General features: G+C 73.1%; 13 protein-coding genes and 1 rRNA gene. 4 read left to right on the forward strand and 10 right to left on the reverse strand.

Translation table 11 applies throughout. From position 1 onward, the window contains the following. Window positions 1-129, reverse strand: a 16S ribosomal RNA gene (locus B5Y66_RS00005); the annotation flags it as partial. A 510-nt stretch (window positions 130-639) separates the two neighbouring features. Between B5Y66_RS00005 and B5Y66_RS00010 the strand changes: the two genes are divergently transcribed. Further along, complete coding sequence (locus B5Y66_RS00010) at window positions 640-1,263, forward strand: GNAT family N-acetyltransferase (protein WP_079569338.1); 624 nt, start codon at window positions 640-642, stop codon at window positions 1,261-1,263. Window positions 1,264-1,318: 55 nt separating this feature from the next. Here the strand turns inward: B5Y66_RS00010 and B5Y66_RS00015 are convergent, their stop codons facing one another. The 6 genes from B5Y66_RS00015 to B5Y66_RS00040 form a co-directional block, all read right to left on the reverse strand. Further along, complete coding sequence (locus B5Y66_RS00015; protein WP_079569340.1) at window positions 1,319-2,302, reverse strand: sugar phosphate isomerase/epimerase family protein; 984 nt, start codon at window positions 2,300-2,302, stop codon at window positions 1,319-1,321. Between the two features lie 67 nt (window positions 2,303-2,369). Further along, window positions 2,370-3,371, reverse strand: coding sequence for a sugar phosphate isomerase/epimerase family protein (locus B5Y66_RS00020; protein WP_079569343.1), 1,002 nt, complete (start codon window positions 3,369-3,371; stop codon window positions 2,370-2,372). Window positions 3,372-3,429: 58 nt separating this feature from the next. Beyond that, window positions 3,430-4,626, reverse strand: a complete 1,197-nt coding sequence (locus tag B5Y66_RS00025) for a Gfo/Idh/MocA family protein (protein ID WP_079569346.1) — start codon at window positions 4,624-4,626, stop codon at window positions 3,430-3,432. A gap of 55 nt (window positions 4,627-4,681) precedes the next feature. Continuing rightward, window positions 4,682-5,749 carry a substrate-binding domain-containing protein gene (locus B5Y66_RS00030; RefSeq protein WP_079569349.1) on the reverse strand — a complete coding sequence of 356 codons (1,068 nt, stop codon included), beginning with the start codon at window positions 5,747-5,749 and terminating at the stop codon, window positions 4,682-4,684. Between the two features lie 88 nt (window positions 5,750-5,837). After that, window positions 5,838-6,842 carry an ABC transporter permease gene (locus B5Y66_RS00035; protein WP_079569352.1) on the reverse strand — a complete coding sequence of 335 codons (1,005 nt, stop codon included), beginning with the start codon at window positions 6,840-6,842 and terminating at the stop codon, window positions 5,838-5,840. Continuing rightward, window positions 6,839-8,395, reverse strand: a complete 1,557-nt coding sequence (locus tag B5Y66_RS00040) for a sugar ABC transporter ATP-binding protein (RefSeq protein WP_217700695.1) — start codon at window positions 8,393-8,395, stop codon at window positions 6,839-6,841. Before B5Y66_RS00040 ends, B5Y66_RS00035 begins: the two co-directional genes overlap by 4 nt. A gap of 75 nt (window positions 8,396-8,470) precedes the next feature. Between B5Y66_RS00040 and B5Y66_RS00045 the strand changes: the two genes are divergently transcribed. After that, a complete protein-coding gene (locus B5Y66_RS00045; RefSeq protein ID WP_079569355.1) occupies window positions 8,471-9,652 on the forward strand; it encodes an ROK family protein in 1,182 nt (393 codons plus the stop codon). Window positions 9,653-9,662: 10 nt separating this feature from the next. On the opposite strand, the gene B5Y66_RS00050 is transcribed toward B5Y66_RS00045, so the two are convergent. After that, entirely contained in the window at window positions 9,663-10,295 is a 633-nt protein-coding gene (locus B5Y66_RS00050; RefSeq protein ID WP_079569358.1) for a TetR/AcrR family transcriptional regulator, read from the reverse strand. 87 nt (window positions 10,296-10,382) lie between these two features. Between B5Y66_RS00050 and B5Y66_RS00055 the strand changes: the two genes are divergently transcribed. Then, the gene (locus tag B5Y66_RS00055) at window positions 10,383-12,623 is read left to right on the forward strand and encodes an MMPL family transporter (RefSeq protein WP_245806826.1); all 2,241 of its coding nucleotides are present in this window, start codon (window positions 10,383-10,385) and stop codon (window positions 12,621-12,623) included. Window positions 12,624-12,660: 37 nt separating this feature from the next. On the opposite strand, the gene B5Y66_RS00060 is transcribed toward B5Y66_RS00055, so the two are convergent. Both B5Y66_RS00060 and ligA read right to left on the reverse strand, forming a co-directional pair. Next, complete coding sequence (locus B5Y66_RS00060; RefSeq protein WP_079569361.1) at window positions 12,661-13,767, reverse strand: hypothetical protein; 1,107 nt, start codon at window positions 13,765-13,767, stop codon at window positions 12,661-12,663. 22 nt (window positions 13,768-13,789) lie between these two features. After that, window positions 13,790-16,267, reverse strand: a complete 2,478-nt coding sequence (gene ligA, locus B5Y66_RS00065; RefSeq protein WP_245806827.1) for an NAD-dependent DNA ligase LigA — start codon at window positions 16,265-16,267, stop codon at window positions 13,790-13,792. Window positions 16,268-16,409: 142 nt separating this feature from the next. Between ligA and B5Y66_RS00070 the strand changes: the two genes are divergently transcribed. Beyond that, window positions 16,410-17,906 carry a flavin-containing monooxygenase gene (locus tag B5Y66_RS00070; protein ID WP_079569367.1) on the forward strand — a complete coding sequence of 499 codons (1,497 nt, stop codon included), beginning with the start codon at window positions 16,410-16,412 and terminating at the stop codon, window positions 17,904-17,906. The last annotated feature ends 37 nt before the right edge of the window (window positions 17,907-17,943 follow it).

Consider the following 17,943-nt stretch of genomic DNA (forward strand, 5'->3'; position numbering starts at 1 on the left):
CAGGTTGCTCACGTGTTACTCACCCGTTCGCCACTGATCCACCCAGCAAGCTGGGCTTCACCGTTCGACTTGCATGTGTTAAGCACGCCACCAGCGTTCGTCCTGAGCCAGGATCAAACTCTCCGTAAAAGAAGAGAAACACCACGAACCCCCAAAAGAGCCCGCAGCATTCAACGATACTGGCCAGACCAAGCTGAACTGCTCAGTCCGATCCAAAGGAACCAAAAAGGTTCAAAAATACTTGGCATTGACTATCAAACACACTGTTGAGTTCTCAAACAACCGACGCACACCGCGCAACCAGAACCCCTTTCCAGGATCCCAGCCCCGCCGGGGCAACCCCTCAAACTTACCAGACTTTTTCGGCCGTTCCCACCGCCCGTTTCCGGGGCAGCGGGCCGCCCGACTTCCGTCGGTGAGCCCGACATCGATGCTCGGGGCGCACGAATGCTTCCCGTTCCTCGATGTGAGTTCCAGCCCCGGTCGGCCACCTGAGCTCCGGTCTCCCGGATTGTGCTCCTTGGTGTCCGTCTCCCTGTCGGGCTGACGTCGTAGAACATTACACGCTCCCCCGCCCCCGGCCAACTCCCTCCGCGGTGACGCGGGGCACACCCTCCGACGGGGGGTCAGAATCGTGTCGTGACCACCCCGCAGACCGCGGCGTCCCGCCGCTCCACCGTCGTCGTCCGCCCTGCCCGCCCTGACGAGAGCGCTCACGTGGCCTGGCTCGCCGCCCTCACGTTCCCCCTGGCCTGCCCGCCCGGGACGCCGGTCGCCACGATGGCCTCGCACGTCGCCGCCCATCTCACCCCGGCGGCCTTCGCCGACTGGACCGCGTCCGACCGGCACGCCCTCCTTGTCGCCGTCGACCCGGGCGCCACGGACCGACCGATCGAGGTCCGCCAACCGGATCTCCTCGGATACACCCTGGTGTCCTTCGGCTCCCCCGACGGCGCCGAGGAGCGGGACGTGCTCCTCGCCGCCGCGGGGCCCGGGCCGTACGCCGAGCTCTCCAAGATCTACGTGCACCCCCAGGCTCTGGGCGCGGGTGTCGCCGCACGGCTGATGGCCGGCGCCGTCGACGCCGTTGCCGGGCTCGCCGGCCCGGGTACCGTCGCACCGCTGTGGCTCGGCACCAACGGGCAGAACGAGCGGGCCCAGGCGTTCTACCGCAAGCACGGGTTCGAGGTAGCGGGGACCCGCACCTACGACGTCGGCGGCGTGCGGCACGACGACGTCATCATGCTCCACCGGCCGGCCTGACCACGAGCACGGCGGCGGCCGAGCGGCCTCCGCTGCCCGGTCGCCGCCGTCGTCGTCAGCCCCTCGCGCGGAGGGCGAGGATCGCGTCGGCGCTCCGCTCCGCGTTGCCGAAGGAGTCCACGGGGAACGGAGGCTCGGCGACCGAGGACGCGTTGTCCTGCTCCCAGATGCCGTGCTGGCGGCCCGAGCCTGCCAGGGCCCCGAGGAACGCCTGGTAGTCCAGGTCGCCCACCCCGAACTCCACGATGTCGTACCCGTTGGACGACAGCGGGTTCGCACGGCCGTCCTTGAGGTGGAACATCGGGTACCGGTCCCGGTGCGCCAGCACGTACTCGACCGGCTCGAACCCCGGGTACAGGTGCCGGCCGACGAACGCCCAGAAGACGTCCATCTCGAGGAACACCGTTCCGGGGTCCGTGTTCTCGAGGAAGACGTCGTACAGCCGCACGCCCGCGTCGTCGGTCGCGAAGCCGAACTCGTGCTGGTGGTTGTGCTGGTAGAACTTCAGCCCGCGCGCAGCGGCTGCCGCCCCGAACCCGTTGAACTGCTCCGCGGCCGCGAGGTAGCCGGCGACGGTGCGGTCGTTGGTCGGGGCGTTCGCCGTGCCGACGTGCGCCATGCCGAGCGTCTCGGCGACGTCGAGCTCCGCCTCCATGTTCCGGGCGAAGTCGCCGATGCCCCGGTGCGACCCGACCGCGACGAGGCCGTTGTCGTCGAGCAGCGTCCTGATCTCGGCCGGGGTGATGGCGCCGATCGTGCCCTGGGTATACCCGGCGAACTCCACCTCCCGGTACCCCAGGGCCGAGAGCCGCTCGAAGACGGCCCGGAATCCCAGCGACGAGACCTTGTCCCGGATCGAGAAGAGCTGGATCCCCAGCTTGCCCGGTGGGACGAGCCGACGACCGCCACCGGCGGCGAGGGCGGAGGACGCCGTCGCGGCCCCGACGCCCGTCGCGCCGACGGTCGCGGCCCCGACCGCGACGGTGGAGCCCGCCAGACGCAGGAACGTCCGGCGGTCGAGCTCGGTACGACTGGTCATGCTGATCTCCTTCGATCAGGACGCCGGACCACCCGGCGCCACGCTGTCGCGAGCTGCGGGAGACGGGTCAGCGCTGGGAGAACGCCGCGTCGAACGCGGCCTCCGGCGCGTCGAACGCGAGCCGTCGCACCAGCTCCAGGGCCTCGGGCGCGCCGACCAGGCGGTCCATGCCGGCGTCCTCCCACTCGATCGAGATCGGCCCGGCGTAACCGATGGTGTTGAGCATCCGGAACGCGTCCTCCCACGGCACGTCCCCGTGCCCGGTGGAGATGAAGTCCCACCCCCGCCGCGGGTCCGCCCACGGCAGGTGGGACGACAGGCGGCCGTTGCGGCCGTTGCCCATCCGCTTCTTCGTGTCCTTGCAGTCCACGTGGTAGATCCGGTCCTTGAAGTCCCACAGGAAGCTCACCGGGTCGAGGTCCTGCCACACCATGTGGGACGGGTCCCAGTTGAGGCCGAAGGCCTCGCGGTGCCCGATCGCCTCCAGGGTGCGCACGGTGGTCCAGTAGTCGTAGGCGATCTCGCTGGGGTGCACCTCGTGCGCGAAGCGCACGCCCACCTCGTCGAAGACGTCGAGGATCGGGTTCCACCGGTCGGCGAAGTCCTGGTAGCCCGCCTCGACCATCGCCTCCGTCGCCGGCGGGAACATCGCCACGTACTTCCAGATCGACGACCCCGTGAACCCCACGACGGTGTCCACGCCGAGCCGCGCCGCCAGCCGCGCGGTGTGCTTCATCTCCTCCGCCGCGCGCTGCCGCACGCCCTCGGGGTCGCCGTCGCCCCACACGACGTCGGGCAGGATGTCGCGGTGACGCTCGTCGATCGGGTCGTCGCAGACCGCCTGACCCTTGAGGTGGTTCGAGATGGCGTACACCTTCAGCCCGTGCCGCTCCAGAAGGTCGAGCCGGGACTGCACGTAGGCGTCGTCGTCCCACCGCCACGGATCGAGGTGGTCGCCCCAGCAGGCGAGCTCCAGGCCGTCGTAGCCCCAGCCCGCGGCGAGGCGGGCCACCTCCTCCAGCGGCAGGTCGGCCCACTGGCCCGTGAACAGGGTGATCGGTCGTGCCATGGTGCGCTCTCCTCGTCGAGCTCGTCGGGTGGGAAACGTGCGGAGGTACCTGCGAGCGCTATGACGACGGCAGGTCGACCCAGCCGCTGCCGCCGGCGGAGCTGCGCTCGACTGCGTCGAGCACGCGCTGCACCGCGAGGCCGTCGGCGAACGACGGCGTCGGCTGCTTGCCGGCCGCCAGGTCCTCGACGAGGTCGACGACCTGGTGGGTGAAGGCGTGCTCGTAGCCCAGGCCGTGGCCGGCGGGCCACCAGTGGCCGCCGTACGGGTGTTCCGGCTCCGTCACGACGATCCGGCGGAAGCCCGCCACCTCGGCGTCCTCGCCGGCGTCGAAGAAGTGCAGCAGGTTCATGTCCTCGAAGTCGAAGGCGAGCGAACCGTGGGTGCCGTTCACCTCCAGCCGGATGGCGTTCTTACGCCCCCACGCGTACCGGGTGGCCTCGAAGCTGGCCATCCCGCCCCCGGAGAGGCGGCCGAAGAAGACGGCCGCGTCATCGACGGTCACCGGGCCGACGCCCTCCCCCGCCTCGCCGGACAGCCCCGAGAACGACGCCGGGACCGGGCGCTCGCGCACGAAGGTCTCGAGCATGCCGGCCACGCCGGTCAGCCGCTCCCCCGTGACGAACTGGGCGAGGTCCACGACGTGCGCCCCGATGTCGCCGAGCGCCCCCGATCCGGCCTTCTCCTTGTCGAGCCGCCACGACAGCGGGGCCGCGGGGTCCGACAGCCAGTCCTGCAGGTACTGGGCACGCACGTGCCGCACCTCGCCGATCCGGCCCTGCTCGACGAGGCGTCGCGCGAGCTGGATCGCGGGGACGCGACGGTAGGTGAACCCCACCGTCGCGAACACCCCGCGCGCGGCCGCGGCATCGGCCGCGCGGACCATCTCCTCCGCCTCGGCCACCGAGTTCGCGAGCGGCTTCTCGCACAGCACGTGCTTGCCCGCCTCGAGCGCCGCGATCGCGATCTCGGCGTGGGTGTCCCCCGGTGTGCAGACGTCGACGAGGTCGACGTCGTCCCGGGCGACGAGCTGCCGCCAGTCGGTGACGACGTCGTCCCAGCCGAGCCGGTCCGCCGCAGCGCGGACCCCGTCGGCGCTGCGGCCCGCCACGACCCGCATCCGGGGGGCGAGCGGGAGATCGAAGAATCGCGGCGCCGTCCGCCACGCGTGCGAGTGCGCGGCTCCCATGAACGCGTATCCGACCATCCCGACGCCCAGCGTCGGCGTGCCCCCTGCCGTGGCGTGCTCGCTCATCGAGCGACCTCCCTCTGTCGTGCCTCTGTCGTGCGGATCATGCCGGGCGGGTGCCTCAGGAACGGAACCCGATGGACATGTACTGGTCGACGTTGTCCGCCGTGACGACGGGTGCGTACAGCTGCGTGGTGCGCGGGACGCCGGCCGAGACCAGGTCGCCCATGTTCTTGTCGTGCACCACGAGCCGGGCCAGCTTGATGCCGTCGGCGGCCTGCGTCGACGGGTAGATGACCGTGGCCTGCAGCACCGAGTCGTCGGCCTTGATGTGCTCCATGACGTCGAGGGACCCCGCGCCGCCGACCATGAAGAACTCGTCGCGGCCGGCGTTCTCGATCGCGGCCAGGACACCGACGCCCTGGTCGTCGTCGTGGTTCCAGATGGCGTCGATCTTCGGCTCCGCCTGCAGGAGGTTCGACGTCGCCGTCTCGCCGCCCTGGACGGTGAAGTCCGCGGCGACCCGAGCGTCGACGTCGAGCCCGCAGTCGGACAGCGCGTCCTTGAAGCCCTTGCTGCGGTCCTGGGTGAGCGGCAGCGAGTCGATGCCCGCGACCTCGGCGACGACGGCGTCCGGGGTGTCGCCGAGCTGCTCGCAGATGTAGGTGCCGGCGCTCACGCCCATCCCGTAGTTGTCGCCGAGCACCGTGGCGCGTGCCGCGAACGGGCTGGAGAATTCCCGGTCGACGTTGATGACCGGGATGCCCGCGTCCATCGCCTTCGTGGCGACCTCGGTGAGCGCGGCGCCGTCGAACGGCAGGAGCACGATCGCGTCCACGCCGTCGTTGATGAACTGCTCGACCTGGCTGATCTGCACGTTGACGTCGTTGGTGGCCTCCGCCTGGCGGAGCTCCACGTCGGAGTACTGGTCGGCCGTGTCGACCGCCGACTGGGTGATGGCGCCCATCCAGCCGTGGTCGGCGGCGGGGGCGGAGAAGCCGATGACGACCTTCTCCCCCGGCTCGTCGTTGCCCTCGGCCGCGACCTGCGGCGCGGCCGAACCCTCGTCCTCGGGCGGCTCGTTGCTGGTGCAGCCGGCGGCGAGCAGGACGGCGGTGGTGGCCACCGCGGCCAGCGCCACGGTGCGCCGGCGACGGCTGGAGCGTGCCAGCTCGGTGCGTGCGGACATGTGATCATCCTCGATTCGGTCCGGCCCTGCCGGGCGGGTGGCCCGGTGAGGGTGGTGCTGGGGTGATGCGGGGAGGTTCCGGGCGGCGTCAGGTCGACGTGGAGCGCGCGGCGAAGCGCTGCTGGATCAGCACGGCGACCACGATGATCACGCCCTTGGCGACGTTCTGGGCGGAGATCGACAGGTTGTTGATCGTGAACACGTTGGTCAGCATCGCGAAGATGAGGACGCCGATCACGGTGCCGACGATCGTGCCGCGGCCGCCGATCAGCAGCGTGCCGCCGACGACCACCGCGGCGATCACCTCGAGCTCGTAGTAGAGGCCGTTCGTGGAGGTCCCGGCCGTGGTCCGGCCGAGCATCATGACGCCCGCGATGCCGGCGGTCAGCCCGGACAGCCCGTAGACGTACAGCAGGTGGCGCTGCACCTTGATGCCGGCGAGCCGCGACGCCTCGGCGTTGCCGCCGACGGCCACCGTGCGGCGGCCGAACGTGGTGCGATTGAACAGGAACCAACCCGCCACGGCGACCACGACGAACATCCAGACCAGCACCGGCACGCCGATGAAGTCGGCGCGGACGAAGTCGAGGAAGCCGTCCACCTGGACGACCTGCGTCTGCCGGCCGGAGATCATCTCCGCGAGGCCGCGGGCGGCGATCATCATCGCGAGGGTGGCGATGAACGCCACGACCTTGCCGTACGCGATGATCAGGCCGTTGATGAGGCCGGCGGCGGTGCCCACCGCGAGCCCCGTCAGGACCATGACCGTCCAGTGCAGGTCCTCGGCCATCGTCTGGGTGGCGAGCGTGCTGGCCCAGACGGTCGCGAGCCCGAGCACCGACCCGACCGAGAGGTCGATGCCGCCGGCCGTGATGACGAACGTCATCCCGATCGCCAGGACCCCGGTCACCGACGCGAGCCGGAGGATGGTCATGACGTTGTCGAGGCTGGCGAAGCGCTCGCCGCCGGTGATCACCCCGACGACGGCGAGGAGGACCAGGGCCACGACGAGCCCGACGGTGCGCCCGGCGGGCCCGGACAACCACGAGGACCGCGACTCTGCCGCGGGCGACGCATCCACCTGGGTGCTCATGCGACGGTTCCTTCCATGACGAGGTCGAGCACGCGGTGCTCGTCGATGTCCTGCGCCGGTGCACGGTGCACGACGCGTCCCTCGGAGACCACGAGCACGTGGTCGGCGAGCCCCAGGACCTCGGGGATCTCGCTGGAGACGACGACCACCGCCGTCCCGGCGTCGGCGAGCCGGCGCACCAGGGCGTACAGCTCGGAGCGCGCGCCGACGTCGACGCCGCGGGTGGGCTCGTCCAGGAGCAGCACGTCGCAGCCGTGCACGAGCCACCGGCCGAGCAGGGCCTTCTGCTGGTTGCCGCCGGACAGCGTGCGGGCGGCGCGGTCCACGCCGGCGGGCCGCAGGTCGAGGGCCGCGACCTGCTCGCGCGCGGCGGCGCGCTCCGCGCGCTCGTCGAGCCAGCCGCCGCGCGCGATGCGCGCGAACGTGGAGAGAGTGATGTTCCGGTAGACGGGCTCGTCGAGGACGAGTCCCTGGCTCTTGCGCTCCTCGGGGCACAGGCCGATGCCGGCGGCCACCGCGGCGTCGACCGAGCCGCTCCGGAGGCGCCGGCCCTTGACAGCGACGCTGCCCGCCGTCCGCCGCCGGGCGCCGTAGAGCGTCTCGAGGATCTCCGACCGGCCCGCCCCGACGAGCCCCGCGAGGCCCACGATCTCGCCGGCCCGGACCTGGAAGGACACGTCCTCGAACGTGCCCGCGAGGGCGAGGTCCTCGACGTCGAGCACGACCGGCGCGTCCTCGGGCACCCCGGGCCGGGTCGGGAAGGCGTACTCGACGTTGCGCCCCGTCATGAGGCGGATGAGCTCGGCCGTGGGGGTGGTGGCCGCCGGGAGGTCCCGGCCCACCGTGCGGCCGTTCTTGAGGACCGTGATGCGGTCGCCGATCTGGCGGATCTCCTCCAGGCGGTGGGAGATGTAGACGACGGCCACCCCCTGCGCGGTGAGCCCCCGGACCACGCGGAAGAGGTTCTGCACCTCGCCCGCGTCGAGCACGGCCGAGGGCTCGTCCATGACGATGACCCGCGCGTCGTGGGAGAGCGCACGGGCCATCGACACGATCTGCTTGCCGGCGGCCGACAGCCGGCCGACCTCGCGGTGCGGGGAGATCTCGGGGTGGCCGAGCCGGCGGAGCATCTCGCGCGTGCTGCGGATGGCCTCGCGCCTCTGGGTGAACCCGCCGCGGTCGAGCTCGTGGCCGAGGAAGACGTTCTCCGCGACGGTGAGCCCGTCGACGACGTCGAGCTCCTGGTAGATGGTGGCGACGCCGTGCCGCAGGGCCGCGACCGGGTGCGGGATGGCGATCTCCTCGCCGTCGAGCACGATCCGGCCCGAGGTGGGCTGGTGCGCGCCTGCGAGGACCTTGATCAGCGTGGACTTGCCGGCGCCGTTCTGGCCGAGCAGGCAGTGCACCTCGCCGGGCAGCACGTCGAGGTCCACCCCGTCGAGGGCCTTGGCCCCCGGGAAGTGCTTGACGATGCCCTCCATGCGCAGCAAGGGGACATCGGGGGCGTCTGCGCCCTCGGGCGGTGCCGCGTCGTCGCGGTCCACGTCGACCATGGTCCGAACCTAAGGTCACTTCTGACGGTGGTCAAGCAAAAGGTGCGGGTGAACCGACCGTGATTCACTAAGCCCATGACGGAAGGTGTGGCGGTCAGCCCACGGACCCCTGGGGCCGGCGAGATGTTCCAGCTCCTGCGCGACGGGCGGCCACGGACACGGGCGGAGCTCGCCACCCTCACCGGGCAGGCCCGGTCCACGGTGGCCGGGCGCATCGACGCGCTCATGGCCACCGGGCTCATCGCCCCGGCAGGCGAGGCGACCTCCACCGGCGGGCGCCCGCCCGCGACGTTCGCCTTCAACGCCTCCTCCCAGGCGGTGCTGGGTGTCGACCTGGGCGCCACCCACGCGCGCCTCGCCGTGACCGACCTCGCCTCGACCGTCCTCGCCGAGCTGGACGCCCCGCTCGCCATCGCGGACGGGCCCGGGCCGGTGCTCGCCTGGGTCGCCGAGACCGGGCACAAGCTCCTCGAGACCGCCGGCCGCAGCGCCGCCGACCTCGCGGGGGTCGGCCTCGGCCTGCCCGGGCCGGTCGAGCACGCCACCGGCCACCCGAACAACCCGCCGATCATGCCCGGCTGGGACGACGCGGACGTGCCCGGCATCCTCCGGTCGCACTTCGACGCCCCCGTGCTCGTGGACAACGACGTCAACATCATGGCCCTCGGCGAGCACCGCATCGCCTGGCCCGACGTGGCCGACCTCATCCTCGTCAAGGTCGCCACGGGCATCGGCGCCGGCATCATCGCCGACGGCGCACTGCGGCGAGGCGCGCAGGGCGCGGCCGGCGACATCGGGCACGTCGCGGTCCCCGGCGCCGAGGAGGTCGTCTGCCGCTGCGGCAACGTGGGCTGTCTCGAGGCGATCGCCAGCGCACAGGCGCTGGCCGCACGCCTCCGGGAGGAGGGGCTCGACGTGGCCGGCCCGGCCGACGTCGTCGCGCTCGTGCGCGGCGGCGACGTCAGCGCCGGACGGGCCGTGCGTCAGGCCGGCCGCGAGATCGGCAGCGTCCTCGCGGCGACCGTCAGCCTCCTGAACCCGTCGGTCATCGTGCTGGGCGGCATCCTCGCCGAGGCGGGCGAGCACCTGCTCGCCGGGATCCGGGAGGTCGTGTACCGACGCTCCCTCCCGCTCGCGACGCAGCACCTGCGCATCGCCGTGGCGCGGTCCGGGGCCCAGGCCGGCGTGCTCGGCGCCGCCGCCATGGCGGCCGACCACGCGCTCTCCCCCGACGCCGTGGACGCGCTCACCGCCTGACGGCGCGGCGTCAGCCGGTCGCCGCCCGCAGGTAGGCCACCAGCGCGGCCCGCGCCTCCGCGGCCATGCGCTCGCGCTCGTCCCCCGACGCGGCCACCACCAGGGGCATCGTCGCCCGGACGATCTGCGTCGCGACGACGCTCACGCGCTGCGCGTCGTCGGGAGCGAGATGCGGTGCGCGGGCGGCGACGAGCCGGGCGGCGCGCTCGTGGATCGACGCGTCCAGGGGCGCGGTCGCCTCGGCCAGGCCGGGAGGCGGGTCGGTCCGCGCGAAGAGGGTCTTGAACGCGGGGTGCGCCACGTTGAACGCGACGACGGGGTCGATGACGCGACGTACCAGCTCCTCGAGCGTGAGGGACAGGGGGTCGACGCCGTCGAACGCGGCCGCCTGGAGCTCCGCGAGGCCGGCCGCGAACCGTTCCGCCAGCCCGTGCGCGATCTCGTCCTTGTTCCGGAAGTACTGGTACAGGGATCCGGGCGAGATGCCCGCCTCCTTCGCCACGGCGTTGGTCGTCGCGGCGTCGTACCCGTCGCGGACGAACACCTGCGCCGCGGCCCCGAGGATCTCCTCGATCCGCCGCTGCCCGCGCGCCTGACGTCGCGGCGCCGGCGCGCCCGCCGACGTCTCGTCGGAACTGGTCATGGCCTCCCTCTCGACAAACACGAGCAATCGCTCGTATTCTCGCGGAATACGAACAAGTGCTCGCGTTCACGCTAACAGGAGGCCCCCGTGCTGGAGAACCTCGCCCGGACCGTGTCCCGCCGCCCGCGGGGGGTCGTCGCGCTCAGCTGTCTGGTCTTCCTCGCCCTGACCGCCGTCGCGGCGGGCGTCGTGGACGCCCTCTCCCTCAACCGCTACGAGGCGCCGGGATCCGAGTCCCTGGCGGCGCGCGAGGCCCTGGCCGCGTCCGGGCGAGGCAGCCCGAACGTCGCGGTCCTCGTCGAGCCGGCCGCCGGCGACCCCGCCAGGATCGACGACCCGGCCGTCGCGACGGCGGCACGAGACCTCGCGCGCGGCCTCGAGGCCGTCCCCGGCGTCGGCGACGTGTGGTCCGCCTGGGAGGACGGCGCCCCGGACACCCTGGCGAGCGACGACCGCACCGCCGGGCTCGTGCTGGCGTGGGCGCCAGGAGACGCCGACCAGGTGCGCGGCACCGTGCTCCCCGCGATCGAGGAGCGCGTGCTCGCCGCCGTGCCGCAGGACGGGCCGGTGACGGCGACGCTCGGCGGCGGCGACCAGGTGTTCCGCGTGGTGGCAGACCAGGCCCGCACCGACTTCCTGCGGGCGGAGCTCGTCGTGATCCCCCTCGTCGGGCTGCTGCTGTGGGCCGTCTACCGCCGGCTCGGCGTCGCGCTGGTCACCCTCGCCACCGGGGTGCTCGCCGTCGTCGGCACCCTCGCCGCGCTGCGTGGCATGGCGGCCGTCACCGAGATCTCGACGTTCGCCTCCAACATCGCGCTCGTCATGGGCATCGGGCTGGGCGTCGACTACGGACTCTTCATGGTGTACCGGTTCCGCGAGGAGCTGACGGCGGGCGTCGACGTGCGCGGCGCGGTGCGTCAGGCCGTGCGGGTCGCTGGGCGGACCATCGCGTTCAGCGGGCTCACCGTCGGGGCGGCGCTCGCCGTGCTCCTCGTCTTCCCGTTCCCGTTCCTGTCGTCGTTCGCCTACGCCGGGATCGCCGTGGTGCTCAGCGCGCTGCTGGCGTCCCTGGTCTTCCTGCCCGCGGCCCTCACGCTCCTGGGCCGGCGGGTGCTGTCCCGGGGCGCGCCGCCCGACGGGGCCTTCTGGCGCCGGACGGTGGAGCGCGTCACCGCCCGGCCGCTGGCCTGGGGCGGCGCGGGCCTCGCGGTCCTCGTGCTCCTGGGCGCCCCGGCGCTGGGCGTCAGCTTCGGGGCGCCCGACGACCGGGTGCTGCCCACCGGGTCGCCCGTCCGCGCCATGTACGACACGATCCGGGCCGACTTCCGTACCGAGGAGGCCGACGCCCTGCAGGTGGTGCTGCCGGACGCCGACGCGGCCGACGACGAGTCCGTCGCCGCCTTCGCCGCCCGGCTGTCGGGGCTGCCCGGCGTCGAGCGGGTCGACTCTGCGGTGGGGTCGTCCGCCGGCGGCGAGGCCGCCGTGCCGTCCGGCGCCGACGCCGCCTCCCGCTTCGCGCTCGCCGACGGCGGCACCTGGCTGTCCGTGCTGCCCACCGGGCAGACCCTCGCCGACGACCCCACGGGCCTGGTCGCGACGGTCCGGGCCACGGCGCCTCCGCCCGCGCTCGGTGCCGCCCTCGTCGGGGGCTACCCCGCCGACCTCACCGACTACCGGGACGGCGTCGCGGAGCGGCTCCCCCTCGTCGCCGCCCTCGTCGTGGTGGTCACCCTGCTCGTCCTGTTCGCCATGACCGGGTCCGTGGTGGTGCCCGCCATCGCCGGGCTGCTCAACGTGCTGAGCCTGGCCGTGATGTTCGGCGTCCTCGTGGCCGGCTTCCAGGACGGGCTGCTGTCCGGCATCCTCGGGTTCGAGGCGACCGGCACGATCGAGCCGAGCATCCCGTTGCTGATGTTCTGCATCGCCTACGGGTTGTCCATGGACTATCAGGTCTTCCTGCTGTCCCGGGTGCAGGAAGACTACCTGCGCACGGGCGACGCGCTCGGCGCCGTCCCCCGGGGGGTCGGCCGCTCCGCGCCGCTCGTCACCGCCGCCGCGGTCATCCTCGCCGCGTCGTTCGCCGTCTACGCGACGAGCGGCATCACCTTCCTGCAGCAGCTCGGCATCGGCATGGCCGTGGCGGTGCTCGTCGATGCCACCGTGGTGCGGGGCGTGCTGCTGCCCGCGGCGCTGAGCCTCGCCGGCGACGTCGCCTGGTGGTCGCCCGCCCCGCTGCGGCGCCTGGCGCGCCGGTGGCGGCTCGGGGAGGCCGGGCCGCCCGCCGACGAGCGCGTGCCCGTGCCCGACCTCGTCGGCGGCAGGGCCTGACCCCGGCCCGGCTGGGGTCAGGCATCGCCCGGCACGGTCAGGCCGCGAGCACCTCGACGTGCAGGTCGAGCAGCGCGGCGGTCCGCTCGCTCGGACCGCGGCCGAACCCGCACTCCGTGGCCACGCCGACCGTTCGCTCCCCGAGCACCTGCGCCACCGCGGCCAGTCGGCGGCGGGCCCCCGCCGCGCCGTCCTCGTGGTGCAGGACCCCGAGGTAGAGCTCGGTGGCCGCGTCCAGGGCGAGCTGGGCGAGGGGTGCGACGTACGCGACGTCGTCCCGGTCGATCGGCACCGGCAGGTGCACCCAGGTGATCGGGCGCGGCACGGCCACCACCAGGGAGTTCGCCATCTCCACCAGACGGCCGGTGTCCGTCGGCTCGACGAAGTGCTTCTCCGCGACGTCGCCGTAGCAGAGGTGGAAGCCGAGCTGGACGGCCGCCGGCACGTGCGCCGCGAACCGTGCGGCGCGGACGGCGCAGCCCTGCACGACGTCCTCAGCGGCCCCGTCGGCACCCCGGCCACCGTCGTTCTCGAACCAGGCCCGCGCGGCGCCTCCACCCAGGTTCGCCCCCTCCACGAAGGCGAACTCGGTGGCAAGGTCCACCTGGACGGCGAGGTCCTCGGCCGGCACGGCCGCGAGGATCTCCTCGAGCTCCCGCACGAGTGCCGCCTCGTAGACCGGGTGCACCGCGGCCCGGTCGGCCGGCGCGACGAACGTCGTGACGGCGGCCAGCGGCGAGGGCAGGCAGACCTGGAACCGGGTGCCCGGCGCGATCACGCCCTCGGCGCGCAGCGCCACGAAGTCCGCGTACGAGGCACGCGCCGCCTCCGCGTAGCCCAGCGGCCCGAACTGCAGCTCGTCGGCCGGCACCGAGCCGTCGAGCACGTGCGGGCGCACGTCGAAGCCGGCCACGACGACCGGCTCGCCGCCCACGCGTGACAGGCCCTCCACCGCCTCGAACCGGGTGCCCTGGAACAGGATCCAGTGGAACCGCTCGCCCGCCTCGCCGTCCGGGATGCGGCGAGCGTGGGAGCCCAGGCGCGTCGCGACGGTGCGCAGCGTGTCGCGCGCGGTCGGCAGGTTCACGGAGCCCACGAGATGGGCGCCGCGCAGGGTCAGGTTCGAGGTGAGCGAGTCCGGCACCCGCGCATCGTAGCCCCGGGCGTCAGTCGGCCCCGGGGCCGTCCGCGTCGTCGTCCGTCCCGTCCGGCGTGCTGCCCTCCAGCGCCGCCGGGCCGCCCGCGAGCAGGCGCGTGAACGCGGCCTCGTCGAGGATCGGCAGGCCGAGCTCCTCCGCCTTGGCCGCCTTCGACCCGGCGTTCTCGCCCACGACGACGTAGTCGGTCTTCTTGGAGACCGACCCGGCCGACTTGCCGCCCGCCCCGATGACGGCCTCCTTGGCACCGTCGCGGCTGTACCCCTCGAGCGAGCCCGTGACCACGACCGTCAGGCCGGCGAGCGGGCCGGTCGGGCCCTCGTCCGCCTGGGCGGCCATCGCGGCCGGGCCCGGGTGCTCGGGGATCCAGGTCCGCACCCCCGCGGCCTGCCACCGGTCCACGATCTCGCGGTGCCACTCGACGTCGAACCAGGCCAGCAGCGCGTCCGCGATGATCGGGCCGACGCCCTCGACGGCGGCCAGCTCCTCCCGCGACGCCGCGCGGACCGCGTCGAGCGAGCCGAACCAGCCCGCGAGCGCCCGGGCCGCCACGGGCCCGACGTGCCGGATGTTGAGGCTGACGAGGATGCGCCACAGGTCCTTGGTCTTGGCGAGCTCGAGCTCGTCGACGAGCTTCGTCGCGTTCGTCGACGCCTCGAAGAGCGGCTCGCCGGACTCGATCGCCGCCCGCTCCTCCGCCCTGGAGAGCTTGCGCTTCTTCCGGAACGGCCACACGGACTTGACGGTCGCGGTCGAGCCGTCGGGCATCGTGATCTCGGCGGCCTCACCGGTGCCGTCGTACTCGCGCGGCAGCCCCGTCTCGGAGTCGCGCACGACGACGCGGATCGGTACGAGCTGCTCGACACGCAGGTCGAACAGGCCTGCCTCGGTCCGCAACGGAGGCTCGGCGGGCTCCAGCGGCTGCGTCAGCGCTGCCGCCGTCACCTCGCCGAGCACCTCGACGTCCAGCCCGCCGCGCGAGCCGATGTGCTCCACCCGGCCGCGCACCTGCGCCGGGCACGTCTCCGCGTTCGGGCAGCGCAGGTCGACGTCGCCCTCCTTCATCGGCCGCAGCGGCGTGCCGCACTCGGGGCACCGCTCCGGCATGACGAACTCCTCGCGCGGGTACCCGTCGTCGGCCAGCGCGGTGACGGGGCCGAGGATCTCGGGGATGACGTCGCCCGCCTTGCGCAGCACCACCATGTCGCCGATGCGCACACCCTTGGCGCGCACCACGTCCTGGTTGTGCAGGGTGGCCTGCCGCACCGTGGAGCCCGCCACCAGGACCGGCTCCATCACGGCGTAGGGGGTGGCCCGGCCCGTGCGGCCCACGCCCACCTGGATCGCCAGGAGGCGGGTGGTGACCTCCTCCGGCGGGTACTTGTAGGCGATGGCCCAGCGGGGCGCGCGGCTCGTGGCGCCGAGGCGCCGCTGGTCGTCCAGGGCGTCGACCTTGACGACGATGCCGTCCAGCTCGTGCTCGATGTCGTGCCGGTGGACGCCGAAGTGCTCGATCATCTCGACCACGCCGTCCACGCCCCCGACCACGCGGTTGTGCGGGGAGACCGGCAGCCCCCAGCGCGCGAAGTGCTCGTACGCCTCCGACTGCCGGGCCAGCTCCGTGTGCTCCCCGGCCGTCCACTGCAGCGCGCCGATCCCGTGCACGTACAGGCGCAGGGACTCCACGCGGGCGAGCCCGGCCTCGAGCTCCATGCCCTCCTTCTTGTCGAGCAGCTGGCGCAGGCCGCCCGCCGCCGCGTTCCGCGGGTTCGCGAACTGCGGGAAGCGGCGGAGCGCCGCGACCCGTGCGCGCTCCTCGTCGAACGGGCGCGCGGCCGCCGCCCGGCCGCCGTGCCGCGTGCGGGCCTCCGTCAGGACCCGCTCGCGCAGCTGCGCCTGCAGGTCGTTGAGCCGCTCGAAGGCCGCGACGGGGATGAAGACCTCGCCGCGGATCTCGACGAGGTCGGGGTGACCGTCGCCGGCCAGCCGGCGCGGGATGTCGGCGATCCGCAACGCGTTCTGCGTGACGTCCTCGCCCGTGCGGCCGTCGCCGCGGGTCGCCGCCCGCACCAGGCGGCCCTTCTCGTACAGCAGGGCGATCGCGAGACCGTCGATCTTCACCTCCGACAGGTAGCCGACGTGCTCCGCACCCAGGTCGCGGGCCACCCGGGCGTCCCACGCACGCAGCTCCTCGACGGAGAACACGTTGTCGAGGCTGAGCATGCGCTCGACGTGCTCGACCGTGGCGAAGCCGCCCGCGGCCGCCCCGCCCACCCGCTGCGTCGGCGACTCCGGCGTGACGAGCGCCGGGTGCGCGGCCTCGATCGCCTGCAGCTCGTGCATCCGGGCGTCGTACTCGGCGTCGGAGACCCGGGGGGCGTCGTCCTCGTAGTAGGCGCGCTGGTCCGCCTCGACCAGCGCGACCAGCTCCGCCCAGCGGCGCTGCGCCGCGGCCTCGTCGAGCACGGGGTTCTCGGTGTCGGTCACGGGCCCATCTTGCCGCTTCCCGCCGACACCGGCCGTGCCGGGGACCCGACCGGCCCCGGCCTGTGGAGGCCCTGTCGCCGGCCCTGTCCGAACCGCTACGATTCTGCCGATTTGGCCCACTCGACCGACAGCAAGGACGCTCATGAAGATCGCCGTCGTCGGCGCCGGCTTCGCCGGCCTGGCCAGTGCCAAGGTGCTCCGCGAGTTCGGGCACGACGTCACCGTGTTCGACAAGACCCCCGACGTCGGCGGCGTGTGGAGCGCCAGCCGCCGGTACTCCGGGCTCACGACACAGAACAACAAGGGCTCGTACGCCTTCTCCGACCTGCCGATGCCGAAGGACTACCCCGAGTGGCCCAGCGGCGAGCAGGTGCAGGCCTACCTGGAGCGCTACGTCGACCTCCACGACCTGCGCGGCACGCTGCGGCTGTCCACGGAGGTCGTGCGCGCCGAGCTCACCGCCGACGAGAGCGGCTGGACCGTCACCGCGCGCCGCGCGGGCGAGCCGGTGGCCGACCCGGAGCGCTACGACCACCTCGTCGTCGCCAACGGCATCTTCTCCGACCCGGTGATCCCCCGCTTCGAGGGGCTGGCGCAGCTCATGCGCGCGGGCGGCAAGGTCGTCGCGGCCAGCCAGATCACGGCGCTCGAGGACGCGCGGGGCAAGCACGTCGTCGTCGTCGGCTACGGCAAGTCCGCCTGCGACGTGGCCGCCGAGCTGGGCCAGGTCGCCGCGACCACCCACGTCGTCGCGCGACACCTGCTGTGGAAGCTCCCCAAGCGGATCGGCAACGCGGTCAACTACAAGTACCTCCTGCTCACCCGCCTGGGCGAAGGGCTGTTCCGGTACCAGACGCTGGGCGGCGGCATGGAGCGCTTCCTGCACGGCCCCGGCAACGGCGTGCGGAAGTCGATGCTCTCGAGCGTCGGCTCGGTCTCGACCAAGCAGCTGCACCTGAAGGAGCTCGGGCTCGTGCCGCGCGGCGAGTTCGCGGACATCGCCCGGTCGACGGTCTCGCTCGCCACCGACGGCTTCTTCGAGCAGGTCGCCGACGGGGCGATCACCGTGCACCGGGACGCCGAGGTCGAGTGCCTCGGGGTGGACGACGACGGTGCCCCGGTCGCCGTGCTCGACGACGGCACGTCCGTGCCCGCGGACCTCGTGGTGTGCGGCACCGGCTTCCACCAGCGCGTGCCGTTCCTCGACGACGACCTGCAGGCGCGCCTGATCGACGACCGCGGCAACTTCCAGCTCTACCGCCAGGTGCTGCCCCATGACGTGCCGCACCTGACGTTCGCCGGGTACAACTCGTCGCTGTTCAGCCCGCTGTCGGCCGAGGTCGCGGCCCTGTGGACCGCCGCCCACCTGGCCGGCTCGGTCCGGGTGCCGCCGATCCAGGTGCGTCGTGAGCACGTGGCGAACCGGGTGGACTGGATGGAGAAGCGCACCGAGGGCAAGCACGCTCGCGGCACCAACGTCATCCCGTTCTCGCTGCACCAGATCGACGAGATGCTGGCCGACCTGGACCTGCAGCTGCCCGCCGCGACGCGCGCCGGCCAGTGGCTGCTGCCGGTGGACCCGAAGGCGTACCGCCACGTGTCCGAGCGGCTGCTCCGGCGGCTCGGCCCGGCGGCGTGACGTCCGCGCGGGAGCCCGGTCCGGTCGGAGGCGGTCA

Origin of the sequence: Krasilnikoviella flava, from assembly GCF_900167525.1 — a bacterium.
GTDB lineage: Bacteria > Actinomycetota > Actinomycetes > Actinomycetales > Cellulomonadaceae > Isoptericola > Isoptericola flavus.

Excerpts from the sequence above, each read along its gene's own strand:
- B5Y66_RS00070 (WP_079569367.1), top strand. The coding sequence starts at position 16,410 with ATGAAGATCGCCGTCGTCGGCGCCGGCTTCGCCGGCCTGGCCAGTGCC.
- B5Y66_RS00020 (WP_079569343.1), bottom strand. The coding sequence starts at position 3,371 with ATGGCACGACCGATCACCCTGTTCACGGGCCAGTGGGCCGACCTGCCG.
- B5Y66_RS00030 (WP_079569349.1), bottom strand. The coding sequence starts at position 5,749 with ATGTCCGCACGCACCGAGCTGGCACGCTCCAGCCGTCGCCGGCGCACC.
- B5Y66_RS00050 (WP_079569358.1), bottom strand. The coding sequence starts at position 10,295 with ATGACCAGTTCCGACGAGACGTCGGCGGGCGCGCCGGCGCCGCGACGT.
- B5Y66_RS00045 (WP_079569355.1), top strand. The coding sequence starts at position 8,471 with ATGACGGAAGGTGTGGCGGTCAGCCCACGGACCCCTGGGGCCGGCGAG.
- B5Y66_RS00040 (WP_217700695.1), bottom strand. The coding sequence starts at position 8,395 with ATGGTCGACGTGGACCGCGACGACGCGGCACCGCCCGAGGGCGCAGAC.
- B5Y66_RS00025 (WP_079569346.1), bottom strand. The coding sequence starts at position 4,626 with ATGAGCGAGCACGCCACGGCAGGGGGCACGCCGACGCTGGGCGTCGGG.
- B5Y66_RS00035 (WP_079569352.1), bottom strand. The coding sequence starts at position 6,842 with ATGAGCACCCAGGTGGATGCGTCGCCCGCGGCAGAGTCGCGGTCCTCG.
- B5Y66_RS00015 (WP_079569340.1), bottom strand. The coding sequence starts at position 2,302 with ATGACCAGTCGTACCGAGCTCGACCGCCGGACGTTCCTGCGTCTGGCG.